The 24,047-nt window shown below is 60.6% G+C and carries 20 protein-coding genes; 10 read left to right on the top strand and 10 right to left on the bottom strand.

Annotated elements, in window-relative coordinates:
• Positions 1-284: 284 nt before the first annotated feature.
• A complete protein-coding gene (locus ABQY64_RS03235; RefSeq protein ID WP_349779717.1) occupies positions 285-1,031 on the top strand; it encodes a hypothetical protein in 747 nt (248 codons plus the stop codon).
• A gap of 539 nt (positions 1,032-1,570) precedes the next feature.
• Complete coding sequence (locus ABQY64_RS03230) at positions 1,571-1,957, top strand: hypothetical protein (protein ID WP_349779718.1); 387 nt, start codon at positions 1,571-1,573, stop codon at positions 1,955-1,957.
• 226 nt (positions 1,958-2,183) lie between these two features.
• Here the strand turns inward: ABQY64_RS03230 and ABQY64_RS03225 are convergent, their stop codons facing one another.
• Together ABQY64_RS03225 and ABQY64_RS03220 are read right to left on the bottom strand one after the other, a co-directional pair.
• Positions 2,184-3,122, bottom strand: coding sequence for an XVIPCD domain-containing protein (locus ABQY64_RS03225; protein ID WP_349779719.1), 939 nt, complete (start codon positions 3,120-3,122; stop codon positions 2,184-2,186).
• 9 nt (positions 3,123-3,131) lie between these two features.
• Positions 3,132-3,611, bottom strand: a complete 480-nt coding sequence (locus ABQY64_RS03220) for a hypothetical protein (protein WP_349779720.1) — start codon at positions 3,609-3,611, stop codon at positions 3,132-3,134.
• Between the two features lie 335 nt (positions 3,612-3,946).
• On the opposite strand from ABQY64_RS03220, the gene ABQY64_RS03215 reads away from it, so the two are divergent.
• Entirely contained in the window at positions 3,947-4,645 is a 699-nt protein-coding gene (locus ABQY64_RS03215; protein WP_349779721.1) for a transposase, read from the top strand.
• 262 nt (positions 4,646-4,907) lie between these two features.
• Here ABQY64_RS03215 and ABQY64_RS03210 read toward each other — a convergent pair whose 3' ends face one another.
• Positions 4,908-5,867, bottom strand: a complete 960-nt coding sequence (locus ABQY64_RS03210; protein ID WP_349779722.1) for a hypothetical protein — start codon at positions 5,865-5,867, stop codon at positions 4,908-4,910.
• A gap of 250 nt (positions 5,868-6,117) precedes the next feature.
• On the opposite strand from ABQY64_RS03210, the gene ABQY64_RS03205 reads away from it, so the two are divergent.
• The 3 genes from ABQY64_RS03205 (at position 6,118) to ABQY64_RS03195 (ending at position 9,695) form a co-directional block, all read left to right on the top strand.
• Positions 6,118-6,816: a transposase gene (locus ABQY64_RS03205; RefSeq protein ID WP_349779723.1), complete on the top strand. Its 699-nt coding sequence runs from the start codon at positions 6,118-6,120 to the stop codon at positions 6,814-6,816.
• A gap of 155 nt (positions 6,817-6,971) precedes the next feature.
• On the top strand, positions 6,972-9,047 hold the full coding sequence (locus ABQY64_RS03200; RefSeq protein WP_349779724.1) for an ATP-binding domain-containing protein: 2,076 nt from the start codon (positions 6,972-6,974) through the stop codon (positions 9,045-9,047).
• On the top strand, positions 9,048-9,695 hold the full coding sequence (locus ABQY64_RS03195; RefSeq protein ID WP_374151337.1) for a DUF2290 domain-containing protein: 648 nt from the start codon (positions 9,048-9,050) through the stop codon (positions 9,693-9,695). It begins immediately after the preceding gene.
• 64 nt (positions 9,696-9,759) lie between these two features.
• On the opposite strand, the gene aceE is transcribed toward ABQY64_RS03195, so the two are convergent.
• The 4 genes from aceE to ABQY64_RS03175 all read right to left on the bottom strand — a co-directional run bounded on the left by aceE (position 9,760) and on the right by ABQY64_RS03175 (position 16,735).
• Entirely contained in the window at positions 9,760-12,447 is a 2,688-nt protein-coding gene (gene aceE, locus ABQY64_RS03190) for a pyruvate dehydrogenase (acetyl-transferring), homodimeric type (protein WP_039523227.1), read from the bottom strand.
• A 405-nt stretch (positions 12,448-12,852) separates the two neighbouring features.
• Positions 12,853-13,854 carry an arabinogalactan endo-1,4-beta-galactosidase gene (locus tag ABQY64_RS03185; protein WP_104571011.1) on the bottom strand — a complete coding sequence of 334 codons (1,002 nt, stop codon included), beginning with the start codon at positions 13,852-13,854 and terminating at the stop codon, positions 12,853-12,855.
• A 962-nt stretch (positions 13,855-14,816) separates the two neighbouring features.
• On the bottom strand, positions 14,817-16,139 hold the full coding sequence (locus ABQY64_RS03180) for an XVIPCD domain-containing protein (protein ID WP_349779725.1): 1,323 nt from the start codon (positions 16,137-16,139) through the stop codon (positions 14,817-14,819).
• Entirely contained in the window at positions 16,136-16,735 is a 600-nt protein-coding gene (locus ABQY64_RS03175) for a hypothetical protein (protein WP_065048411.1), read from the bottom strand. The genes ABQY64_RS03180 and ABQY64_RS03175 overlap by 4 nt, the downstream gene beginning before the upstream one ends.
• 297 nt (positions 16,736-17,032) lie before the next feature.
• On the opposite strand from ABQY64_RS03175, the gene ABQY64_RS03170 reads away from it, so the two are divergent.
• The 4 genes from ABQY64_RS03170 to ABQY64_RS03155 all read left to right on the top strand — a co-directional run bounded on the left by ABQY64_RS03170 (position 17,033) and on the right by ABQY64_RS03155 (position 20,694).
• Positions 17,033-18,982, top strand: coding sequence for a SpoIIE family protein phosphatase (locus tag ABQY64_RS03170; protein WP_202397483.1), 1,950 nt, complete (start codon positions 17,033-17,035; stop codon positions 18,980-18,982).
• Positions 18,982-19,413, top strand: coding sequence for an ATP-binding protein (locus ABQY64_RS03165; RefSeq protein WP_005923812.1), 432 nt, complete (start codon positions 18,982-18,984; stop codon positions 19,411-19,413). Before ABQY64_RS03170 ends, ABQY64_RS03165 begins: the two co-directional genes overlap by 1 nt.
• Positions 19,410-19,829: an STAS domain-containing protein gene (locus ABQY64_RS03160; protein ID WP_005923815.1), complete on the top strand. Its 420-nt coding sequence runs from the start codon at positions 19,410-19,412 to the stop codon at positions 19,827-19,829. The genes ABQY64_RS03165 and ABQY64_RS03160 overlap by 4 nt, the downstream gene beginning before the upstream one ends.
• Before the next feature lie 241 nt (positions 19,830-20,070).
• Positions 20,071-20,694, top strand: a complete 624-nt coding sequence (locus ABQY64_RS03155) for an HAD hydrolase-like protein (RefSeq protein ID WP_104601132.1) — start codon at positions 20,071-20,073, stop codon at positions 20,692-20,694.
• A 157-nt stretch (positions 20,695-20,851) separates the two neighbouring features.
• Here the strand turns inward: ABQY64_RS03155 and ABQY64_RS03150 are convergent, their stop codons facing one another.
• The 3 genes from ABQY64_RS03150 to mdcH all read right to left on the bottom strand — a co-directional run bounded on the left by ABQY64_RS03150 (position 20,852) and on the right by mdcH (position 24,011).
• Positions 20,852-21,571, bottom strand: a complete 720-nt coding sequence (locus tag ABQY64_RS03150) for a GntR family transcriptional regulator (RefSeq protein ID WP_104601133.1) — start codon at positions 21,569-21,571, stop codon at positions 20,852-20,854.
• A gap of 79 nt (positions 21,572-21,650) precedes the next feature.
• Positions 21,651-23,006 carry an SLC13 family permease gene (locus ABQY64_RS03145; RefSeq protein ID WP_039523211.1) on the bottom strand — a complete coding sequence of 452 codons (1,356 nt, stop codon included), beginning with the start codon at positions 23,004-23,006 and terminating at the stop codon, positions 21,651-21,653.
• Positions 23,007-23,090: 84 nt separating this feature from the next.
• The gene (gene mdcH / locus ABQY64_RS03140) at positions 23,091-24,011 is read right to left on the bottom strand and encodes a malonate decarboxylase subunit epsilon (protein ID WP_349779726.1); all 921 of its coding nucleotides are present in this window, start codon (positions 24,009-24,011) and stop codon (positions 23,091-23,093) included.
• Positions 24,012-24,047 lie beyond the last annotated feature (36 nt).

Raw genomic sequence — 24,047 nt, 5'->3', positions numbered from 1 at the left:
CACCGGTTTGACGGAGGTGGGTACCGCTGTCTGAGGAGTTTCGACGCTCCTTAAGTTGGAGATTGCAACGCACGGATTGCGATGTCAACTGTGGCCATCTGTTCTTGAAAGGCAGATCCAAAAGGCGCGGAAACACAGCCCCTGTGCTCAGAAAGTTAAGATCACAGGCCCGCTACGAACCGGGCGCACTACGAAATAAATTTCGTGCCGTCCCATCATTTCCACCTGGCCGTGTAGGCCAGACACCTTTAATCTTGCCGTATCACTCAACGATGGCAGGTGTCATGGAAAGTAGCGGCGTAGCACCGGTCGTTCCCTTGACCTTCAGGGTATTAGAAGAACGCCTGCGCGCACTACCAGAGTTCCCGGCCGACACTGCCAGCCCAAGCCGCCTCGTGCGCGGCGCAGCCATCGTTATGGCATTGGGAATCGCCCTGACCCTTATTGCTTCGTTCTTAAGCTTTACCAATGTTCCTCCCCAGTTGCTAAAGAAGGCAGCAACGGCTGGCTTCTGGGTTGCATTGGTAGCGCTGATCGTCCTGTTTGTGCTTAGCATCTATGGAATTGTGATTGATCTACGTCGGTGGACAGTAGATCAAGCAATGCGCACTGATCATCAACTGGAGCAATTCATGCAGGAGGTGACTTGGCTGAAAGGGTATCCGGCGGCAACCCTGCAAGTCATGCTAGATCACGCCCGCTACAGTCATATGCGCCGTGCGGGCCGCATTGCGCTATTGGCTGGAAGCATCGACAAGCTAGGACTTCTACCGGTCGCGGTGTCGCTCTTTCTGGTTCTGCGCGCAGGTGGCAATCCTTTAGCAATGTCCCCATTGACAGCAATGGTGGGTATTTTCCTGCTGTTCTTCTGGATGATCTGCTGGGTGGCCACATCTGCTAGGGGTAAGCTTCAGACCTATGAATATTTGCTCGAGATGGCATTGAAGAGCAAAGCGAAAGATGTGGCAGCAACCGACGCACAGACTGCGATGAAACGAGATCAAGTTAAACCGGACTCTGTTACGTCATAGCTCCACTACCTTATGGGAGCATACTTGCAACCGACATCCACATGGATGACCGTCCGTGTGATTGCGGTGAAGCTGTCAAATCATGCAAAACGATCCTCAAGCCAACCGTAGTCCTCTAGCACCACTGGTAGCTGCTAGCCTCTTTTTCATATCGGGGTGCTCTGCCATGCAGCAAGACTCACGGCTCGTGTTTAATACTCAACAGTCTTCCACTGAAGCAAGGCAGCAGCTTGAAGCGGATAATCCGATCGGCTCGCCTCTCACAGCCGCGCAAAAGAATCTTGAGAACCTCGGCTTCCAATGCAAGGTACTTAGCTCTTCGGGGGCAGGTTACAAGGCGTCAGTAGCTTGCAAGCTTCCCTCCATCATGAAAGAAGCGCAGCCCTCGGTGGCCGCGCCACCTGTACCGGTTACATGGATGGTCGGATTTCATTCTGCAGACGGAATCCACCTAAGCAAGCTTATAGTGCACCGAGCTCCGCAGGACATTGGGGAGTAGGCGCCAAGTTATTTTGGCGAATTTACAGATAGGTATTGATATGAATTTGAAAATCAGGCTTACTCTTGCTGCGGGATTATTTGTGATATCAACTTTGACTGCATGTACAGGAGGAAAGATACGCTCTGATTACAAGAAGAAAGATGTTCAGCCCGTCAAGATCGAAAAAGCAGAGGGCAATGCAATCCGAATTAGCTACCACATGCCTGCAGAAAGCCTCTTTTATTCTCCCGGTGTGGATTTCACAAACGACCACGGCGTATTGCGTATTGCCATTCGCAGATGCAGCATCAGTGATAAATGTGACACCATGGCGAAAGTTGAATTTTCCAAGACTGAGCCATCGTCACCTGAGGTCGCCTTACCGTATGCAGGCGAAAAGGTCGTACTGGTCTATGCAGATACCGAAGAAACGTTGACCTTCTAATTCAATCATAAGAACGATAAAAACCGTAATATGCCATTATTCGTGGCAGCAGCAGAGGCCCAGCCACGCTGTCTTTCATGCGACGCTCGAAGTAAGGACCTGCTGCTTCGCCAGCGTCAAGCTCACTTATCGGTCACGCAAGCCAAGTGCCGCCAACTGATAAGTAACCCTGACCCCAGCTATTCCCTCACTAACCGACTCCCTTTCCCAGCCAAACCAACGGCGATCAACCCATCTGCATCGGCGCCCGACTTTGCTCAATTGCGGGTTCCTGCTGTGCTGCCAACGCACGCTCGTGTTGGGTGTTAGAGATTTGCTCGACCTTTGCGAATGACTGCTCGACAGGTGTTTTTGCTGCTTCTTCGGCCTTTATCGATGCTCTGAGGTGAGCAGGGTTACTCAACTCGCCTTGCACTACAAATAGGCGCTGGCCTGCTCCATCACCGGGAGTGTTTCCGAGGACCACGTGGTCTACGCGGCTAAGTCCGCTCTCCTTGGCGGTTGCCAGCAAACTAACGGAAATCTTCTCGCTAGTGGCATCGTAGGCCCTGCCATGTTGCTGATCGATGCCTGCAACCTGTTCCCGAATCGTGTTGAGCATCTCACGATCCTTGTCTGGCAACTGCGCATCACTGATCACGCGCTGCAGGAGTGTCCGCTCCGGCATCGGGTTGTATTGCTCAGTGTTCAATTCGCTGTCGGGAACAGGGGCTTTGATACTACGGATGTACTCAACGTTGCTGAGCGGTTTCAGGCCACCCTCGAAGTCCTTGTCCTGTATGAACTTCAGGTCGGTACGATGCAGACCGGCGTAATTGACAGCGCCCCATGTGTAATCGATGCAACTGTTCATTGCGCCGTGATACTGGGTATTGAAGCCGTGTTCGCCGGGCTTTGCACCAAACTCCATCAATTTTTCGTATTGATCCTTGCTGATCTCCATCGTGTGTTGGTAGAAAGGCTTTTGGTATTGATCGGCATCATTGTTGTAGACCTTTCCAGGCCCTGCCATCACGCCGTGCTCGATGGGCGCAAACCCGAAGCTGGTTTGTTCCTTCCCGTGCGTGACTGTGTAGTACATGTGCCCTGCCGCTGATGTTCCACCGTCAAGAAGCGGTGTCCCTGGAGCGGCAACGTAGAGAGTGACAGCGTATTTATCGTCCATGAGGTGTTCCTACTTTGATTTGTGCCGGTAAGCGACCAGCAACTCGGATTCGATCGATGCCAACTGCGGCGGCTGGCCAAGCAGCCTGATGCTCAGCTGATACCTGCCAGGCTGAATTGCTTGCGCCCATGCGAAGGCAAGCTGCGTGTAACGACGCTCTGGAGATTCCAGACCCGCAGATTGAAGGGACGAGCCGTCCACCTCGTCCAGCCACACGCCTGGAACACGCCCGTCTGCACTCACAGCGATGGTCCGAGCGGGGACGCCTGCCTGCGATTCAACACGCACCAATGGCATGTTGATTGCACCGCTTGGTTCAAGCCGTTTCAGAACAAGCTCAGCGTGCAGACCCGATCTGCGGAGCGCTTGAGCAGCTTCAAGTGACTTCAGAGCATCATCGTCACCGACGCGGATACCCAGGAACAGTGTGCCAGTCGCGCTCTTGCCAGGAGGCTGCACGTTGAATTCGACCACCATCGGACTGGTCATCGCCGCCAACTGCAGCGGTCGTACGATGGGAACCTGCCCATCCGCCGCAACGCGCGTTGGCACGTCCTGCGTTTGGGTTGTCTGTGCCTGGCAACTTGTCAGCAGCGAGATGCCTGAGCAGACTAGAACCCATAGCAGTAGTTGCCCGTATCGTTGCATGTGTATCCCTTCACTTTTTAAGCAAGACTAGCAAGCCGCGCGTCTATGGCTCTGCTTATTTATACACCGCTGACAGCGGTCAGGTTTACTTCTTACGTGAATTTCAGGCTGCGGCCTTACCCTTTGGGAGGGTGTCCTCGCTGTCAGAACCAATACCTTGCTGCGAGTCTTGCCAGGTGGCCAGACTTCCGCGCATCGAGCTTCCCGGCATCCCGCAGCACATCGTGCAGCGCGGGAACAACCGCTTGCCCTGCTTTCTGGATGATGGCGATCGATTGCGCTATCTGCACCTGATGCATGAGGCCTTGCACGCCACAGGCTGCCAGTTGCACGCTTACGTATTGATGGACAACCATGTGCACTTGCTAGTCACGCCATCTGCAGCGGGACGAATCGGGCAACTGATGCAACGGCTTGGACGAAACTACGTCGCATTGTTCAATGGCCGCCACGGGCGCACTGGTACGCTATGGGAAGGGCGGTACAAAGCGTGTCTTGTGGACAGTGCGGACTACGTCCTTCGCTGCTATCGCTACATTGAGCTCAATCCGGTGCGTGCTCGCCTGACCGATAACCCGGCAGCGTATCTTTGGTCCAGCTGCCCAGCCAACCTAGGCCAGCGCAAGCACTCCGCACTGACACCACATCCCTGTTGGCTTGCGCTTGGCAGCGACCCGATCGAGCGATCCAACGCCTACCGTGCTCTGCTCGATGAAACCCTCTCCGACGAACTGCTTACCAGCATTCGTCTTCATCTGCAGCAGCAGCGAGCCCTGGGCCACGACGCCTTCCGCGCAATGGTCGAAGCCAAGACCAACCGCTTTGCAGGCGTCAGGCCAGCTCATCGGCCACGCAAACCGAACACCCCCGACTGATAAGTTAACCTGACTCCGTTATTAAGGCCACGACGCCTTCCGCGCGATGGTCGAAGCCAAGACCCGCCGATTTGCTGGCGTCAGCCCCGCGCATCGGCCACGCAAGCAGAGCACCGTCGATTGATAAGTGAACCTGACCCCGTTATTACACTATCAAGGATCCAGCTGTATCCCCCATCACGAAGAAGCCCGTCAGCACTTTACGCTAAACAGTCATCTGAGCGCTCCCAACAAGAAAATCCCGTCACACATTATAAAAACCCTACTTGGCAGGCGGGCGCTTAATTCTCTCGTATATATCCGTCGATTCAAAATCAATAAGATCCAGATTTTTCACTTTAAAATCTATGTAGAGACCACTCTCATCCTTCCCCTTTGTTACCAACGGAACACCGTACACAAAGACTACACAAGGTTCACCGCTTGACGCGAATCGCATCAAACGCTTTGCGTGTAACTTTTTCATCTCTGAAGCCTGTAAATCACTCCTCCAAATCATTAGCGAAGGACGAACTTTTTGTGGCAATTTAGTCCCAGGCAGAACGGACTCAATTGCGTCACGAAATTTAATTCTAAACCCCTTCTCTTCTTCCGCGATAGAAGCGGTCCCCCAATAAACGCGGTCCTTTCCACTAAGCTGGGGACGCTTAGAAAAAATACACTCGAACATCTCCTTGTAGGTGATAGCTTGATTAGCACCGACCCGGATCGTCTGGTCTGCGTCTACTCCGGCGGTCCTTGCTTTAGTCCATCGTGAGACAAGCGCTGCCACTGAGTAGAAATCTGTACGTCTACTGCGAAGTCCACCACTTCCGCCCCCAACACCATGACCTCGTAGTCCGCCGGTTCCACCAGAAATTGCAGTTTTGGCTTTAAAGTGATCTGCAGGACGACTCATGAGAAATCGGTCCGGTGCCGGCGAACCCGCGTCCGCTTTTTGTCCCTTCCCAACTCCCGACCCCAGAATTTTTTCGACATCCCCCTCAAATGGGCAGCCAGCTGTGTGAGTATCGTAGCCACGCTGGACACGATAGTGCGGCTGTTGTTTGAGTTCCAGCTCAGGCGTGTCTAAATTCGCGCAAGTGTAGCGTGCTGGACAAGCCTCGCCTGGGCAGCAAAATGCTCGCTTATCAGTGATGATATCCGCCCAATAGAGCTCGTAAGCCCGTTCCGCGTTGATGATGTCATTAAATTCTTCGCTGTAAGCTAATTCCGTTCTCATCTAATTCTCTTCGCGCGTATCGCATGCGATAGCGGCATATGGCCTCCTAACTTAAGCATAAAAATAGCATTTAATTTAAATACATGATCAGAATCTCATTTTTAGCGAGCCAAAGAGTAATTAACGTGCCATACACGGCTGGGCGCTAGCGGAGTCAGGTTCACTTTTCAAGTAAATTTCAGGCGACTGACTCAAATATTTGGATGGCCTCCCGCTATCATCACCATCAGCTGGCTGCACGCGTTGTGATATGTCCAGACTCACACGCATCGCCCTTACCGGCATCCCGCAGCACATCGTGCAGCGCGGGAACAACCGCTTGCCGTGCGTTCTGGATGATGGCGACCGATTACGCTACCTGCACCTGCTGCATGAGGCCCTACAGGCCACGGGCTGCAAGCTGCATGCCTATGTATTGATGGACAACCATGTGCACTTGCTAGTCACGCCAGCTGCAGCGGGACGGATCGGGCAACCGATGCAAAGGCTTGGGCGCAACTACGTCGCACTGTTCAATGGCCGCCACGGGCGCACCGGTACACTATTGGAGGGACGCTACAAGGCCTGCCTTGTTGACAGTTCTGACTACGTGCTTCGCTGCTATCGCTACATTGAGCTCAACCCAGTGCGCGCTCGCCTGACCGACGATCCGGCGTCGTATCGTTGGTCCAGCTGTCCGGCCAATCTAGGCCAGCGCGGGCACTCCGCGCTGATGCCACATCCCTGCTGGCTTGCACTTGGCAACGACCCGACTGAGCGATCCAACGCCTACCGCGCTCTGCTCGATGAAGCAATGCCCGACGAACTGCTCGTCAGCATCCGCCTTCATCTAGAGCAGCAGCGAGCTCTGGGCCACGACGCCTTCTGCGCGATGGTCGAGGCCAAGACCCGCCGCTTTGCGGGCGTTAGGCCCGCGCATCGGCCACGCAAGCCGAGCACCGTCGATTGATAAGTGAACCTGACCCCGTTACTTACTACCTTTTTGCGCTCATCGCCCAAGCAAGCCGAACGCCATCAACCACTAAGTGTACCTGACCTCATTGTTAGCTATGATGCAAACGAGCTGCCAAATTTGCACATACGCCACCAAGCATGGAGAAAGTAATGGCATTACAAATATTCCCGAAGGACTCGGCCTTGCGCGGAAATGCGAATCTTCGAAGACTAATTCAACACCTTAAGGAAAAACAAGTTGAATTAAGATTGTCAGATTCCATTATTTTTCACAGCTTCCCACTATTCAGGGAGGACGACAAGCTTTTGGTAGCAGACGTAGTCGTTGTCTCACCGAGCCTCGGTGTATTGCTAATAAGTGCGCCAAGCCAAATCGATTCAACAACAACGGATAAACTTGAGGGCACATTCAGCCAAGTATTTTCCCGCCTAGTCAGATATCCCAGGCTCAGGCTCGGCCGTGCCCAGCTGAAGTTTAATATCGATGCTTTCCTATGGATTGAAGAAGGCGAACAAGCTGAGAATACCGTCATCGGATTCGCAGGACTCGACACTAAATTCCAGTCTCACTTCACTAACGAGGAGATTTCGCCTGAAGTATTGGATGAATTAATCTCAGTTATAGATGGATCAAAAGCTCTTCTAAAACCCAAAGAGCGACGAACTGAAGGATTTGGCAGGCATTCCCGCATAGCTGACATAGCTCGACTTGAGGAAGAAATACGAAGGTTTGACCGCGACCAGCGCGTGGCATACATGAGCGAGATCGCGGGGCTACAGAGAATTCAAGGGCTGGCCGGATCGGGAAAAACTGTGGTACTTGCTCTTAAGGCTGCTTTGACCGCGATTAAAGAGCCTGAAGCAAACATTGTGGTCACTTTTTATACAAAGAGCTTGTACCAACACATCAAACAACTTATCACTCGGTTCTACCGTATGCATGAGGATCGCGATCCTAACTGGGATAGGATTCAAGTGCTACACGCTTGGGGTGGAGCGACAAATGATGGATTTTACTACCAGGTCGCCCGAAGGTTTGGACACGACGCCCTCAACTTCGCGCAAGCAAAGGCTATATCTGACCGTCCATTTGCCGCCGCCTGCTCTCGTCTTCTAGCCGACTCTTCTATAGGAAATGTATACGACTATGTATTTGTTGATGAGGCACAAGACTTTCCACCAGAATTCATGAGTTTAGCGCTAAGAGTCACATCAGAAGAAAAACTAGTGATTGCTTATGATGTCTTCCAAACTATATTTGACGTTGAGATCCCTACAGCCGCTATTTTGTTTGGAATGGATGCAAGTGGTCAGTCCGTCGTGGAATTTGACGAGGAGGCCGTTCTGCACAAATGCTATAGAAATCCTCGTGAGATCCTACTTTGCGCACATGCAATTGGGTTTGGAATCTATGGGCAAAAAATAGTTCAGATGCTGGAATCTAAAGAGCACTGGGAGGATTTTGGATACGAAATCAGAGGAGAGCTTACTTTTGGCCAGCAAGTTGTGATCGAACGTCCACAGGAGAACTCACCATCTTCTATCAGTGAGACAAACTCTATCGACGAGATAATAAGTTGCTCTTCATTCAACGACCTCACTCAAGAGGTTAATTTCGTTACAGAAAGAATAAGAGGCGACATTCAAGAGCAAGGGATATCGCCAGAAGACATCCTAGTCATTACTGCGGACGACAGAAATGCCAATGTTTACCTCAGGGCAATATCATCATCCTTAGCCGCTATTGGAATCAGGGTAAATAACATTCATGGAAGCGGATTTGAAATAAGGGATTTTCAGCGACCTGGAGAAGTTACACTATCGACAATTTATAAAGCCAAGGGAAATGAGGCATACTCAGTCTACCTTGTTGGCATTGATGCATTATTTTTACGCCCAACCCCAAGATCTAGAAATCTCGCATTTACTGGCATGACTCGTGCAAAAGGGTGGCTGTATGTGACCGGGATGGGGGCCGCGGCGCTAAGCTTTTCCCGAGAACTGGATGCCGCAAAAGCTAACTTCCCTAATCATAAATTTGCGTACCCGACAAAGGAAGAGCTCGTATTTATGAAGAGAGATTTGGTCAGCGTCGAACCGTCCGTTGTGGAAGCGGAAATTGACTCCCTAGGCGACGGTTTAGATACGGAGGATTTCGAAAGAATTTTGCGCAAGAAGCTCAAGGAACTTCAGGTAGAGCGCAAGACCAAGAAGCGGCTTAGCTAGATGTACAAACAACTAATTAGGAACATAGCCAGAGAATCCAACTTTCCAGTATTAGCCTATGGCGATGATTCGTTCATCCTCAAAGATCAGCTAATACAAAATTTAAGAACATTGAGCTACATAGAACAATGGAAGACGCTCATCGATAATAAATTTTTCCATATAAGGATGTCAGATCATTCTTTATTTCTATTTGGCGAGGGCGAAAGGCCTTCATTTAGTTACATTCAATGCCCTCTCGAAATTATAACTTTCTGCGAATACTTGACATCTATTGGCTTAGAAAACACCCCGCCAAATAGAAAGGAACACGAAACCGATTATTGGTACGTACTTGAAACTGCTTCAGAACGGAAACATGTTACGCCCATCAGGTTCGATTACGATGAAAGGGGATACAAAACGGGAGTTCACCCGGCAGCCCACTTGCACATCGGCCTTCAAAATCAAATTCGCCTACATTCCAATAAGATGACGCCATTATCTTTTGTTTTGTTTGTCATGAGGCAGATGTACCCCGAATGCTGGACAAACCTAATTTATCGCAGTGACGAAAAGGTTCTATCCAACATCATTCGATCCGAAAAGACAAAGGTTAATCAGAAATTTCTTCAAAATCTTGACGCCATTGAACTGCGATGCACGTGACCACTGCGACAGGACAAAAAAAGGGCAGCCAGTTGGCTGCCCTTTTTAATGTTGGGGCTAATAATCAAACCCCTACCGGATTCGCCTTCTCAGGATCAATCTTGTACTGCTTGATCGCCCGGGCCACATCCTTGCCGGTCATCTTGCCATCCTTCGCCAGCGCAGCAATCGCCGCATGTGCGATGTAGTAGCGGTCGACCTCGAAGAAGCGGCGCAGGTTGGCACGCGTATCCGAACGACCGAACCCATCCGTGCCGAGCACGGTGTAGGTCATCGGGACAAAGGCGCGGATCTGGTCGGCGAAGGCGCGCACGTAGTCGGTTGCGGCGATGGCCGGGCCCTGGCGGCCTTCCAGCAGCTGGGTGACGTAGGGCTTGCGCTGTTCGGCCTCCGGGTGCAGGCGGTTCCAGCGTTCCACGGCGTAGCCGTCGCGGCGTACTTCGTTGAGACTGGGGCAGGACCAGATGTCGGCGGTGACGCCGAAGTCCTTGTCCAGCAGCTCGGCCGCGGCAATGGCCTCGCGCAGGATGGTGCCGCTGCCCAGCAGCTGCACGCGCAGCTCGCCCTTCTTGGGCTTGCCGGCGTCCTTGAGCAGGTACATGCCCTTGATGATGCCCTCGGCTGCGCCGTCCGGCATGCCGGGGTGGGCGTAGTTCTCGTTCATCAGGGTGATGTAGTAGTACTCGTCGATCTGGTCTTCCATCATCGCCTTCATGCCGTGCTGCATGATGACGGTGACTTCGAAGCCGAAGGTCGGGTCGTAGCTACGCACGTTCGGGATGGAGCCGGCGATGACCTGGCTGAAGCCGTCTTCGTGCTGCAGGCCTTCGCCATTGAGCGTGGTGCGGCCGGCGGTGCCGCCGAGCAGGAAGCCACGCGTGCGCATGTCCGCTGCCTGCCAGGCGATGTCGCCCACGCGCTGGAAGCCGAACATGGAGTAGTAGATGTAGAACGGCAGCATCGGCACGTCGGACACCGAGTAGCTGGTGCCGGCGGCCATCCACGAGGCGATGGCGCCCGGCTCGCTGATGCCCTGCTGCAGCACCTGGCCGGTCTGGTCTTCGCGGTAGTACATCAGCTGGTCGGCATCGACCGGCTTGTACTTCTGGCCGAACGGGGCATAGATGCCGATCTGGCGGAACATGCCTTCCATACCGAAGGTGCGCGCCTCATCGGCCACGATCGGCACGATGCGCGGGCCCAGCTCCTTGTCGCGCAGGGCGATGTTGAGGCTCTGCACGAAGGACATGGTGGTGGAATAGCTGCGCTCGCCGCTGTCCTTGAGCAGGCGCTCGAACTTGTCGAGCGTGGGCGCCACGAACGACTTGCTGGCCTTGGGACGGCGCGAGGGCAGGAAGCCGCCCAGCACGTTGCGGCGTTCCTTGAGGTACTGCACTTCCGGGGAATCTTCGCCGGGGTGGTAGAACGGCACCTGGCCGTCTTCCAGCTGGGCGTCGGTCACCGGGATGTTGAAGCGGTCGCGGAAGTGCTTGACCGCCGCATCGTCCAGCTTCTTGGTCTGGTGGGTGGGGTTGAGCGCCTCACCGGCCGAACCCATGCCGTAGCCCTTGACCGTCTTGGCCAGGATCACGGTGGGCATGCCGGTGGTGTTCACGGCCTGGTGGTAGGCGGCGTACACCTTGTGCGGGTCGTGGCCGCCACGGTTCAGGCGCCAGATGTCGTCGTCGGACAGACCGGCGACCATGGCCGCAGTCTCCGGGTACTTGCCGAAGAAATTGGCGCGCGTGTAGGCGCCACCGAAGGCCTTGCAGTTCTGGTATTCGCCGTCGACGGTTTCCATCATCAGCTTGCGCAGCACACCGTCGGTGTCCTTGGCCAGCAGCGCGTCCCAGTAGCCGCCCCAGAGCAGCTTGATGACGTTCCAGCCGCCGCCACGGAACACGCCTTCCAGTTCCTGGATGATCTTGCCGTTGCCGCGCACCGGGCCGTCCAGGCGCTGCAGGTTGCAGTTGACCACGAAGATCAGGTTGTCCAGGCCTTCGCGGCCGGCCAGCGCGATGGCGCCGAGGGTTTCCGGCTCGTCGCTCTCGCCGTCGCCGATGAAGCACCACACCTTGCGGTCGGACTTCTCGATCAGGCCGCGGTTTTCCAGGTAGCGCATGAACTGCGCCTGGTAGATGGCGGCCAGCGGGCCCAGGCCCATCGACACGGTGGGGGTCTGCCAGAACTCGGGCATCAGCCACGGGTGCGGGTAGGAGGAGATGCCCTGGCCGTCCACTTCCATGCGGAAGTTGTCCAGCTGGGCTTCGCTGATACGGCCTTCCAGGAAGGCGCGGGCGTAGACGCCCGGGGCGCTATGGCCCTGGATGAACAGCAGGTCGCCCGGGTGCTGGTCGCTGGGCGCGCGCCAGAAGTGGTTGAAACCCACGTCGTACAGCGTGGCGCTGGAGGCGAACGAGGCGATGTGGCCGCCCAGGTCGCCCGGCTTGCGGTTGGCCCGCACGACGGTGGCCATGGCGTTCCAGCGGATGATCGAGCGGATCTTCCACTCCAGCGCGGAGTCGCCGGGGTTCTTGGCCTCGTTGGCCGGTGCAATGGTGTTGACGTACTCGGTGGTGGGCGAGAACGGCAGGTAAGCGCCGGCGCGGCGGGTCTGTTCGACCATGCCTTCCAGCAGCTGATGGGCGCGCTCCGGGCCTTCGACGTCGATGACGGCCTTGATCGATTCGAGCCACTCCTGCGTCTCAAGCGGGTTCGGATCGTTGTGCAGCACTTCGTTCAACCAGTTCATTAGCGCTCCCGGGGGGACACACCCCGCGGGTGTGTCGACATCGTGAATTCGTGAACCCCCAAGTGTACCGCACGCACCTGTTGCCATTCCTCGCTACGGGTGCGTATGGAATGGGACGGTGTTGTGCGTGGGTGGGGTACCGATGCCGGCTGGGACGACGATCCGCTGCAGCGGGCGCTGCCGGTATACGACCAAAGGATAAGGGCCACCGGCCGGAATGGACCGACACGCATACCCCGTAGGAGCGCACCAGGGCGCGAGAGGCGTTACCGGCAAAGCCCGGTCGCGCCCGGGTGCGCTCCTACGCCTGGGGGATGCGCCTGGCGCCCTGTAGGAGTGCACCTGGGCGCGAGGGGCGTTACCGGTGAAGCCCGTCGCGCCCGGGTGCGCTCCTACGGTGGGGGGTCAGAACGCTTGTAGCGCTTCGGTCAGCTGGCCGTTGTTGTTGACCGCGCCCATGGTGTAGCCCTGCCAGCCGGGGTAGGCGTTGGGCTCCCAGTAGAAGATGCCGAGCACGCGCGATCCGATGGCGCTGCTGCGGTTGAGCAGGTTGGTGAGCATGGCGCGGGTGGTGGCGGCCTGCTGCCAGTCCATGCCGACCTCGGCCACGATCACGTCGCTGCCGTAGCGGGAGATCATGTCGCGCATGTTGGTGTCCAGGCGGCTGTTGTAGTCCTGCCAGCTGCCGACCGGCGGGTAATGCGACATGCCGATGACGTCCCACTTGCCGCCGGCCGAGCGCAGGTTGTCGAAGAACCAGCGGAAGTTGGCGTTGTCGTAGCCGTTGGCCAGGTGCACGATGACCTTGGCGTTGGGGTACACCGCCTTGGTGGCGTTGTAGCCGCTATTGATGAACTGGCCCAGCGTGGCGAAGTTGGGCGTCTTGCCCTCGTTCCACAACATGCCGCTGTTGATCTCGTTGCCCACCTGCACCCAGCTGACGGTGATGCCGTTGTCCTTGAGGTATTTGAGGATGCCCTGGGTGTGGCTGTAGACATCGGTATTGAGCTGGGCGACGGAGTGGCCCGCCCAGGCGGCTGGCTTGGTCTGCTTGCCGGGGTCGGCCCAGCTGTCGCTGTAGTGGAAGTCGATCATGATGCGCATGCCCTGCGCGGCGGCGCGCTTGGCCTTGTCCAGGGTGTCGCGGCCATCGTTCCAGCCGCCGGACGGGTTGACCCACACGCGTAGGCGGATGGCGTTGCCGCCCACATCCTTGAACAGCTTGATGAAGTCGGTGGTGTTGCCGGCCGCATCGCGAAACACCTGCGGCGGGTTGGCCGCGGCCTGCTGGTTGAGCCAGCTGACATCGGCGCCCTTGGCGATGCCCTGCGCACCGGCGCCCGCGCTGAGGCCACCCAGCAACAGCACCAGCAGCAAACGGTGGTACCCCTTGCGAAAAACGTGCATGAACCCTCTCCCTTGATCGATGGATGTCGCGCCACATGGCGCCCTGCCTGATCCCCCTGAACTCGCCGCGTGCCTGTGGTGATGCGGCGCTGCCCGCAGCGGCCAGACACGCCGCGAAACGGTGGCGATTGCAGCACGGCGGCGCAATGCGGTCGCGCTCGCTATAGCTGCTGCGTGGTTGCGGCATATCTCGCGGCGGCAAACGCCTTGCGCCAGCGAACTGGCGATATTTTCGCCAGCGCATTGTTGTGCGGATGCAACAGAAAACCGGCGCGGTAGTGCGCAGCGGGTCTGCGATTGGCGATCGGTCGCTGAGGTGACAGGCGTGGTCGACTGTTATGGCAGCACAAGCAGACCTGGGCTCGATGCGATGCGGTGCGGCGACGTGCTGCCGACTTCCCGGCACCGGGGCGCGTTGCTGGAAGCGCACATCCTCGCCGTACGTACGCCGCTCACCGCTCACCGCGCGCTGTGACTGTGACTGTGACTGTGGTTGTGGCTGTGGCTGACAGCTGATTCTGGAACGACCACCCCGGCTCGATCACCGTCACCGGCGCTACGCGGCAAGCTGCGATTCCAGCTCGACCGCAGCAGCCCGACGGGTGAAGACCGCCCGGCTTCCAGCTGCCCTGACCGCTCGGCGTACTCGACACGCTCGCGTCCATGGATGGGCAGCGACCGAAACGAAAAACGCCGGGCAAGCCGACGTTTTTCTGTACACCACGCGATGGCGGCAGTTAGCGGATCGAAGCGTCGCCGCGTCAGCCCTGCGGGTCGGACGCAGTCACCGCATCAAGCGCGACTCCCAGCGCGTAGGGAGCGGCCGTCAGATGGTGCGGCTGGCGCGCCCGGCACTGCAGTGAACGATTGGTCCACGCCGATTCCGGACAACGGCTGCGCCCACCTGACGGCTGCGCAGCCGTTTTGTCGGCCGCTTCGCGCCCATGCATGCATGAGCGCACTCAGCCCAGCGCGCGTGCGCCCTGCTGTTGCTGCTGGGTCTGGGTTTGCTGCTGCTCCAGCGCCAGCGACTGGCGTGCGGCATTGTCGGCCACGCGCTGGCTGCTCTGCTCCAGCGGGGTGTTCATCGCGGTCATGGTCTCCACGCTGACACGCAGCTGCGCGGGGTCATCCACGCGGCCCTGCACGGCGAAGGTGCGTGCGGCATCGGGGCTCATCATCACTGCGTCGATGCGCTGGCCACCGGCGGCGTGCATTTCCGAGGCGAGCGAGCCGGACAACTGGGCGCTCTGCTGGTCGGGCGCGCGCCCTGCACGTGCGTCCTGTGCGTGCACGCCACGCTGCGCGTCCTGGAACAAGGCGTTGCCCACATGCCCCGGCTGATCGATACGCAGCGAGGTGTGCTCGTTACCGTGCTCGCGTGCATCGCGCCTGGCAGGCTCGCCCGGAGCGAGCGGGCCGCGGATGGCGTCGATGGCGTCCTGGCCGAGGCCACGACCGCTGCGGCTGATGACGGTGATGCCGGCGCGGATCTGATCCAGATCGGTGCGGTACTCGTTGATCATGCGCTTGTTCGTTTCCGCAAGCGTGCGCGCACCTGGATCGCTGAGGACGGAACCTTCCTTCAAGAAATTGTCGAGTTTGTGCGCGCCTAACGAGGTTCCTGCAGCGAGAACCGGAGAATCCGGAATCAGAAAGTTCGCTCTGCTATTGCTGTAACCGGCGTGACCGAGCGTACTAATCTCATCCGGCCTTGCGTAGATGCGCACCTGGCCGAAATGCGGCGACGCTGCACTCACCGGGTCGGATGCCATCACATGGTTCACCATGTTGTTACCGCCTTCCGGGATCCGATAGGACAGGCTGGCCGCACCATACGAATTGAAGGTCTCGCCCTTGAGGTCGTAGTGATGTGCGGAGATCTGCGCGAGCGCACCACCGAGCGAATGACCCGTCATCGTCACTTCCGGTTGATGCCCGGTCCGGTTGCCGTAGTCCTTTGCGTAGTCAAGTGCATGCTTGGTCAGCGCCAGCGCATCGTCGGCTTGCGGGTTGTGACGGCTGCGCACCATTGATGCATCGGTCAGGATGTCATCGATCTTGCCCTCGGTGCCGCGATGCGCGACAACGATCTCACCAGTGCTTTCACGGCGATAGATCGTGCCCTGATAGCCGGTAGCCTTGTTGTCGACATGCTCCAGGATGGCGTACTTCTCGTTTCCGACCGGAACCAATTCCTCATGACCCGGCGCACGCCGTCCAACCGCGTGATTCTTATACGTATCCTCGGACAAGTCGGCGTAGTGCTGCGATGGGACGGTCATGGCGCAACTTCCTTGGCAGCCAATGTGATGGTGAAGAGATTGTCGCGGATCTCCGGCTTGAACTTGTCCGGGCTCAGCTCACCGGTGTCCGGAAAGCTCTTGGACTCCGAGCGCGGATACCCTTCCTTCCAGTAGTACTTCGTCTGTGGCTGCTGCGCAGTCACCGTCTTGCCTTCGATAAACGACAGGAAGCGGGTCTCTTCCTCTGCACCGGTGGCCTTCAGCAGCACGCTGGCACCGCTGAATTCCCAGTGGCAGACGCCGCGACCGTAATAGTCCTCGTCCTGCATCAGGTCCAGGTAGACGGTGCCGCGGTACTCGGTGTCGGAGATCTTCTTGAGTGCGAAGTCTTCCTGGCTGGTGATGCGCCCGGCGGTGCCGGTTTCGGGCTGGATCTTGCCGCATTCGGCTTCGTTGCTGACGTCGTACTGCGCCGCGCCCTGCACCAGGCCGAAGGCGCCGGGCGCCTTGTCCAGCGTCAGCGTGACCTCGTAGGCCTTGCGCGGGTTGGGATTCAACTTGGCAAGGCCGCGGCCACCGGCCTCGACGTCGGCTACTGCGGCGGCCTCGGTTGCGGGGGATTGGGTCTGGGTCATGCTGGTCTCCGGGGCGTTACAGGCCGTAAGAAAAAGGGCCAGCAGGCTCGGGGTCAGAATCTGGCGCAAGGCCGGCCTCCATGGCGATAGGGGGAGTCAATCTAGTTTGCTTGACCCGCTGGGGTCAATTTACGGCAGCTGAGGATGAGGCGGCCGTGAGCCGGTTGCCGGCGGCCGCAAAACTGCCATGATCGGGGCCATCCGCCGCCACGGAAGCGCGCCATCGCCACGGGTCCCACATCGCCAGCCGACAGCGTGGCCGTCACCCCGCGGGTGCACTGGCGGCACAGCCTGCGCATGCGCGTGTTGCTGGCCGCCACCGCGGTGCTGGTGGTGTTGCTGGCGTTGCTGGGCACGGTGTTCTACCTGGGCGCACGCGCCGAGCTGGTGGAGGCGGCGCGCACCGAGGTGGATGGCCTGACCGAGCAGACCGCACGCAGCCTGGCGGCGATGCTGGACTCGGTGCAGGTGAGCGGCCGCACGCTGGCGGCCAGCAGCAGCGCGGTGGGGCTGCAGCCGTTCAACCTACGCGCGCTGCTGCTGGCCACGCTCAGTGGCGACCCGGATATCGGGGCGGCGCGGTTGATCATCGAGCCGCGCACGCAGAAGGCGCGCGACACCGGGTTTGTCTGGTACGTGCATCGCGACGGCACGCGCGTGCTGGAGAAATCGGTGCAGGACCTGGGCTACGACTACCGCGCGATGCCGTGGTATCTGCGCACCCAGCGCGAAGGACGCGCGTGGTGGTCGGAGCCGTACCTCAACGCCAATGGCGGCAACGCGCTGTACACCAGCTACAACCTGCCGTTGCGCCGGCCGGGCGATGCGGTGGATGCCGCGCCGGTGGGCATGGTCAGCGTGGACCTGCCGCTGCAGCACCTGCGCGAGATCATCGACCAGCTGCCGCGCGACATCGGCATCCAGCCGATGCTGCTGTCGCCCGAAGGCATGCTGGTGTTCAGCCCCGACCCGGCGCTCAACCTGCGTTACACGCTGGAGCGTTACGTGGCGCATTCGCGGCCCGACCTGCTGCCGTTGCAGCGCGCGGTGGCGGCGGGCCAGCCGATCTCGTTTGCGCACACCGCGCCGGATGGCGAGCGCTTTTTGACCCATAGCGCGGCGGTGGGGCGCAGCGGCTGGACCTTCGTGCTGTCCGCCTCGGAAGGCTATGTGCTGGCGGGCCTGAACTGGCTGGCCGCGTGGGTGGCGCTGGCGGCGTTGCTGGGCGCGGTGGTGTGGTGGTGGCTGATGGGGCGGATCACGCGCAAGCTGACGCGCCCGATCGAGGAATTGACCGATACCGCCGAGCACTTTCGCCGTGGCGAATTCGCATACCCGCTGCAGCACATCGAACGCCGCGACGAGGTGGGCGTGATGGCGCGTGCGTTCGACAGCGCGCGCGATGCAATCCGCGACCACATCGCGCAGATCGGCGAGATGACCGCCGCGCGCGAGCGCATGCACAGCGAGCTGCAGATTGCGCGCGAGATCCAGCAGGCGATGCTGCCCTCCGGGCGCACCTTCGACCGTGCCAGTTCGCATCTGGAAACCTGCGCCTGGCTGGAGCCGGCCAAGGCGGTAGGCGGCGACTTCTACCACTTCGTCGAGACCGAGCCGGGGCTGCTGTGGTTTGTGGTGGGCGATGTGTCCGACAAGGGCGTGCCGGCCGCCCTGTTCATGGCGCGCGCGGTGAGCGTGCTGGAAATCGCCGCGCGCCGGCATACGCGCCCGGACAGCATCCTGATCGCCGCCTCCACGCGGCTGGCCGAAAACAACGACACCTGCATGTTCGCCACGGTGCTGTGCGGGGTGATCAACGTGGTGAGCGGCGACTACTGGCTGGCCAGTGCCGGCCACGAGCCGCCGGTGCTGATCGACATCGACGGCAGCGCGCGGCCGTTGCCGCTGGACACCGGCGCGCCGCTGGGGATCGAGCCGCAGGTGGCCTACCCGGTGCTGCAGGGCCGCATGAGCGCCGGGCAGACGCTGCTGGGCTATACCGACGGGGTGACCGAGGCGATGGACGAGCAGGGCGCCAGCTACGGGCTGGAGCGCCTGCTCGGCGCCTTGCGGCCACGCCGCAGCGCGGCGGCGCAGTGCAAGGCGGTGATCGCCAACATCGCCCACTTCACCGGCCAGGCCGACCCATACGACGACATCACCCTGCTGGCGATCCGGCTGCGCCAGGAGCATGCTGGGCGGGTCGCAGACGCTGGCCGGGACGCACCCGGAAAGGCAACGACCTGATGAAGCTCGACCTGGCCATCGCGCCCTCGCTGGCCCAGCTGGCCGGCGCCAACGACGCGCTGGAACACTCGCTCACGCTGGAAGGCCTGCACGCCGAGCGCATCGGCCAGGTGCGGCTGATCGTGGAAGAGCTCGGCTGCAATGCGCTCACCCACGGCCAGTGCGCCGAGCAGCCGCTGCGCCTGCAACTGCAGCTGGACCCGCAGGCGCTGGTGCTGGAGATGCACGACCCCGGCAGCGCGTTCGACCCCACCACCGCCGCGATGCCGGACCTGAGTGCCGAGCTCGACGAGCGCGCGATCGGTGGGCTGGGGCTGTTCCTGGTGCATCAGTTCGCCGATCACATCGACTACCGCCGCGATGGTGCATACAACGTGGTGCGCGTCACCCTGCTCCACCCGTACGCCCCCGTCCCCGAGGCACTGTCATGACCACGCTCGCCATTCAGATCGACCCGCCGCAGGACACCCGTCAACGCGTCATCCTGACCGGGCGCCTGGACACCCACACCTACCAGGATCTGGACGCGGCGCTGTCGCCGCTGCTGGGCACCCTGATCACCACGCTGGTGCTGGACCTGACCGCGCTGGAATACATCTCCAGCGCCGGCATCCGCTGCATCTTCAAGGCGCGCAAGGCCCTGGCCACGCGCCAGGGCAAGGTGCTGGTGACCAACCCGCAGCCGCAGATCCGCAAGGTCTTCGATATGGTCAAGGCAGTGCCGCTGAGCGATGTCTTCGCCTCCACCGAAGAACTGGATGCCTACCTGGCGGCGATGCAGCGCAAGGTCATCGAACAGCATGCGCAAGGCGATACGCCGATCGTGCCGCATTTCGCCGAGGCCTGAGCGCCGCCAGCGCCGCACCGCAAACAGGCGCCGGCTGGATGCGGACGGCGCGCTTGGCAGAAGGATACGCGTGGTACATGCCGATCCCCGGCATCGGACGCGCGCCTGCCTGGCGATGCGTGCAGCGGTTGTGCCGATCGCTTTGCGGTGTCACCTCGCCTGTGCGCACATTGGTGGCGTGTCTGCGTACGGCGCGTGTGCAGCAATGGTTAGGCTATGACGCCCTGATCCCCGCGTTGCGATGCCCAAGCTGATCATCTTCGATTTCGACGGCACCCTGGCCGACTCGTTCGGTTTCTTTCTGAGCACGCAGCGCGTACTGGCCCAGCGGCACGGCTTCCGCGCCGCGCAAGCGCATGAAGTGGACGCCGCACGCCGCCTGAGCACCCGCCAACTGCTCAAGCAATCGGGCCTGAGCAGCTGGCGTATCCCGCTGGTGGCCGCCGACTTCATCCGCCTGATGCGTGCTGCCCCGCCGATGGCCTTGTTCGACGGCATTGCCGAGGTGCTGCAGACCCTGCACGCCCGCGGCACCTGCCTGGCCCTGGTGTCGTCCAACTCGGTGGAGAATGTGCAGCGCGCGCTGGGCGAGGAGCTGAGCGCGAAGTTCGCAGTGATCGACGGCGGTGCGCATCTGCTTGGCAAACAGCGCGCCTTGCGTCGCGTGTTGCGCAGCACTGGATACACCGCAGCGCAGGCGGTGTACGTGGGCGATCAGGTCGCCGACTGGGAGGCGGCGCAAGCGGTGGGCTTATCGTTTGCTGCAGTTGCGTGGGGCTATGCGCATCCGGACGTGTTTGCCGGCTTGGCTGAGACGCGGGTGATCGAACGCGTGGATGACTTGCTTGCGTTGGGCGGGGAATAGGCGGCGGGGATTGGGGATTGGGGATTCGCAAGAGCGAGCAGCGTCCCGGTGCTGCGTGCGCACGTACCCTCATCCGCCCTTCGGGCACCTTCTCCCGATGGGAGACGGGATGTGCGATCTCGGTGCGCGGGGTGATGCGCCCGGACAGCGCCGACTGCTAGACCCCACCCACCCTCGGTAATGGTGCCGGCACGTTCAACATGCCGCCCGCTGCCACATACGCTGCCAAGGCCTGGCCCTGGCTCAGCAGATGCCCGTGCATCGTGCGCTCTGCGCCTTCGGCGTCGCCGCGGCGCACGCACGCCATCAGCTCGCGGTGCTCGGACAGCGACTGCGCCATGCGCCCGGGCGTCAACAGCTGCCGGCCGCGGTGCATCTTGAGGATGCGGTGCAGATCGTGGGTGACGCGGATCAACCACGGATTGCCCGCGTACTGCTGCACGGTCTCGTGGATCAGATAATTGTTGCGGTAGTACTCGGCCAGGTCGCCAGCGGTGGCGGCGGCTTCCATCGCCGCGTGCAGCTCTTCCAGGCGCTGCACGCCGGCTGCGTCGATACGCTTGACCGCATCGTGCGCGCAGCGGCCTTCCAGCATCGCCATCACCGGGAACAACTGATTGAGGTCTTCCAGCGTCAGCCGCGTGACCCGGCTACCGCGGCCGGCGTCGAGCTGCACCAGGCCTTCGGCGGCGAGCAGCTTGAGGCTCTCGCGCAGCGGGGTGCGGCTGATGCCGAGTTCCTCGGCCAGCGCCGGCTCGTCGATCCATTCGCCCGGCGGCAGCGCGTAGTCGTAGATCTTCTGGCGCAGGCGCTCGGCCACTTCCTCGTACAGCGGTACGCGCTTCTTGGCGTTGCGCGAATCAGGGGCGAGGGTCATGGCAGGCGGGTCGTCGATGCTGGCGTGGGGGCGCCCATTCTACCGGGGCGCCCCGACACCCTGCCGGACACGGGCCGGATCACAGCCAGCCCGGCACCACGAACAGCAGCCAGGCCACCAGCGGCCCCAGCAACACCACCAGCCCGCTGTAGACCAGGAATCGGCGGAACAGCGCGTCGCGTTCTTCCTTGGCGGCCGAGGCCACCACCAACGCACCGTTGGTGGAGAACGGGCTGACATCGACAATGGTGGACGACACCGCCAGCGCGCAGATCACCCCGGCCGCACCGAGCTGGCCCTGCATCAGGAACGGTACCGCCAGCGGAATAGTGGCGCCCAGCACCGCCGCCGACGAGGCGAATGCGGAGACGATGCCACCGACATAGCAGACCAGCAGCGCCCCCAGCAGCGGCATGCCGATATGCGACACGCCGGTGCCGATGTAGTCCACCGCGCCGGCCTTTTCAAGCACCGCCACATAGGTGACCACGCCGCTGATCAACAACACCGTTGACCAGCTGATGCCGTCCACCGCGCCCTTCTGCGCGCTGGGCGAGATCAGCGCCAGCGCCACCGCCACGGTGATCGAGACCAAGCCAACGTTGAGGTTGTAGACCAGCGCGGCGACGCCCAGACCGAGCAGGCCGACCAACGTGATCACCCGATCGCGCGTGATGGCGACCGCCTCCAGCGCCAGCGGATTGGTCGACAAGGTGCCGCCACCGGCAGCCACCAGCGAACCATGCCCTTCGATCGCGAACGGGCGCTTGGAGGCCTGGTCGTCGGCCACCGCCACATACTGCGCATCGGCCAGCGACACCTCCTGCCGGCGCATCAGCTTGAGCCCGCCGAAGGCGCAGAAGCAGATGATCGCCATCATCAGGTTGAAGCCCAGGCTGGTGAGGAACACCGCCATTTCGGTGACGTCCAGCCCGGCCTTTTCCACCACCTTGTTGGTGATGCCGCCATACACGCTGATCGGCGAAAAGCCGCCGCCCTGCGCGCCATGGATCACCAGCAGGCCCATCATCAATGGATTGATGCGGTACTGCTTGGCAAAGCGCAGCGCCACCGGGCCGATGATGGCCACCGCCGCCGGCCCGAGCGCACCGAAGGCGGTGAGCAGGCCGGTGATGACGAACATCACCCAGGGAATGGCGACGATGCGCCCGCGCACCGCGCGCACCGCCCAGTGCACCAGCAGATCGATGGTGCCGTTCTTCTGCGCGATGGCGAACAGATAGGTGATGCCGACCAGGGTCAGAAACAGGTCGCCCGGAAAGCCGGCCAGCACCTCCTTGCCGTCCAGCCCCACCCACACGCCACCGATGATGAAGGCCAGCGCGAAGGCCACCGCGCCCATGTTGATGGGTAATGCGGTGGCGACGATGAACATGATCACCAAGCCAAGAATCGTTGCAATTTGCGGGGTCATGCGCCCTCCCAGACACCTGATACGCGTACAGCACGGATGGCCACCCGCCACCCAAGGGTTACGCCGTGTGCACCACCTCGACCGTCATGCCGCGCGCTCGCATGCGGCGTTGACCCACTCGACCACCCCGTGGGTACTCTGAAATTCGTCGACCGATCGCGCTTCGCAGCCCGGCACGCGCTCGCGCGCCATGCGCGCCAGTGCGCTGCCTGGCCCCAGTTCGAGAAACACCCGCGCGCCGCGCTCGGCGGCCTGCACCAGCACCTCGGACCAGCGCACGGTCTGCGCGATCTGTGCGGCCAGCGTGTCCACCACCAGGGCCTGCGTGGTGACGGCACGCGCATCGATGCCGGCCAGCACACGCAGCCTGGGCGCCTGCACGGCCGCGTTGTTCAATTCGACGGCAAAGGCGTCGGCAGCCGCCCGCAGCCACGGCGTATGCGCCGGCACGCTCACCGGCAACGGCGTGACACGTGCGCCCTGCGCCTGCACTGCATCGCCCAGTGCCTGCAGCGCCGCCTGCGGGCCACCGAGCACGGCGTGGTCGTCGCCATTGACGATGGCGATGGCCGCGCCATGCGTCTGGCACAGCGCCTCGAGCGTGCGCAGCGGCAGGCCGAGTACCGCCATCAAGCCGGCATGGTCCGGGCTGGCCGCATCCATCAGGCGCGCGCGGGTGGCAGCCAATTGCAAGCAGGTGGCGATCTCCATGCTGCCGGCAACCGCATGCGCGGCCAGCTCGCCGACGCTGTAGCCCAGCACCAACACCGGCGTGGGCAGCTGCGCACGCAGCACCTGCCAGTGCGCCAGTGTGCCGGCGCAGACCAGCGGCTGTGCGGTGGCATTGATGTAGCGGGAGTTGTCTGCCGCCAGCGTTTGCGCCGAGGCGCCAAGCACCGTGCTCGCGGCAGCGATTACCTCGGCCGCGACAGGCGCATCGGCAACCCGCGCGAACATCGCGGCGTGCTGCCCACCCTGGCCGGGACAGAGCACGGCCAGGCTCATTGGATGGCCTGCTTGCAGGCGGCGGCGCGCGCTGTG

This window comes from Xanthomonas sp. WHRI 7065 (assembly GCF_040203115.2).
GTDB lineage: Bacteria > Pseudomonadota > Gammaproteobacteria > Xanthomonadales > Xanthomonadaceae > Xanthomonas > Xanthomonas arboricola.
The sequence above is the reverse complement of the archived record's forward strand: the minus strand, read 5'-3'. Positions and strand labels throughout refer to the sequence as shown.

What these genes read in the sequence shown, in the direction of transcription:
- ABQY64_RS03155 (WP_104601132.1), top strand. Translation starts at nt 20,071, where the DNA reads ATGCCCAAGCTGATCATCTTCGATTTCGACGGCACCCTGGCCGACTCG.
- ABQY64_RS03200 (WP_349779724.1), top strand. Translation starts at nt 6,972, where the DNA reads ATGGCATTACAAATATTCCCGAAGGACTCGGCCTTGCGCGGAAATGCG.
- ABQY64_RS03205 (WP_349779723.1), top strand. Translation starts at nt 6,118, where the DNA reads ATGTCCAGACTCACACGCATCGCCCTTACCGGCATCCCGCAGCACATC.
- ABQY64_RS03145 (WP_039523211.1), bottom strand. Translation starts at nt 23,006, where the DNA reads ATGACCCCGCAAATTGCAACGATTCTTGGCTTGGTGATCATGTTCATC.
- ABQY64_RS03180 (WP_349779725.1), bottom strand. Translation starts at nt 16,139, where the DNA reads ATGACCGTCCCATCGCAGCACTACGCCGACTTGTCCGAGGATACGTAT.
- ABQY64_RS03150 (WP_104601133.1), bottom strand. Translation starts at nt 21,571, where the DNA reads ATGACCCTCGCCCCTGATTCGCGCAACGCCAAGAAGCGCGTACCGCTG.
- ABQY64_RS03225 (WP_349779719.1), bottom strand. Translation starts at nt 3,122, where the DNA reads ATGGACGATAAATACGCTGTCACTCTCTACGTTGCCGCTCCAGGGACA.
- ABQY64_RS03220 (WP_349779720.1), bottom strand. Translation starts at nt 3,611, where the DNA reads ATGACCAGTCCGATGGTGGTCGAATTCAACGTGCAGCCTCCTGGCAAG.
- ABQY64_RS03175 (WP_065048411.1), bottom strand. Translation starts at nt 16,735, where the DNA reads ATGACCCAGACCCAATCCCCCGCAACCGAGGCCGCCGCAGTAGCCGAC.
- ABQY64_RS03230 (WP_349779718.1), top strand. Translation starts at nt 1,571, where the DNA reads ATGAATTTGAAAATCAGGCTTACTCTTGCTGCGGGATTATTTGTGATA.
- ABQY64_RS03165 (WP_005923812.1), top strand. Translation starts at nt 18,982, where the DNA reads ATGAAGCTCGACCTGGCCATCGCGCCCTCGCTGGCCCAGCTGGCCGGC.
- mdcH (WP_349779726.1), bottom strand. Translation starts at nt 24,011, where the DNA reads ATGAGCCTGGCCGTGCTCTGTCCCGGCCAGGGTGGGCAGCACGCCGCG.
- ABQY64_RS03160 (WP_005923815.1), top strand. Translation starts at nt 19,410, where the DNA reads ATGACCACGCTCGCCATTCAGATCGACCCGCCGCAGGACACCCGTCAA.
- ABQY64_RS03170 (WP_202397483.1), top strand. Translation starts at nt 17,033, where the DNA reads ATGCGCGTGTTGCTGGCCGCCACCGCGGTGCTGGTGGTGTTGCTGGCG.
- aceE (WP_039523227.1), bottom strand. Translation starts at nt 12,447, where the DNA reads ATGAACTGGTTGAACGAAGTGCTGCACAACGATCCGAACCCGCTTGAG.
- ABQY64_RS03235 (WP_349779717.1), top strand. Translation starts at nt 285, where the DNA reads ATGGAAAGTAGCGGCGTAGCACCGGTCGTTCCCTTGACCTTCAGGGTA.
- ABQY64_RS03185 (WP_104571011.1), bottom strand. Translation starts at nt 13,854, where the DNA reads ATGCACGTTTTTCGCAAGGGGTACCACCGTTTGCTGCTGGTGCTGTTG.
- ABQY64_RS03210 (WP_349779722.1), bottom strand. Translation starts at nt 5,867, where the DNA reads ATGAGAACGGAATTAGCTTACAGCGAAGAATTTAATGACATCATCAAC.
- ABQY64_RS03195 (WP_374151337.1), top strand. Translation starts at nt 9,048, where the DNA reads ATGTACAAACAACTAATTAGGAACATAGCCAGAGAATCCAACTTTCCA.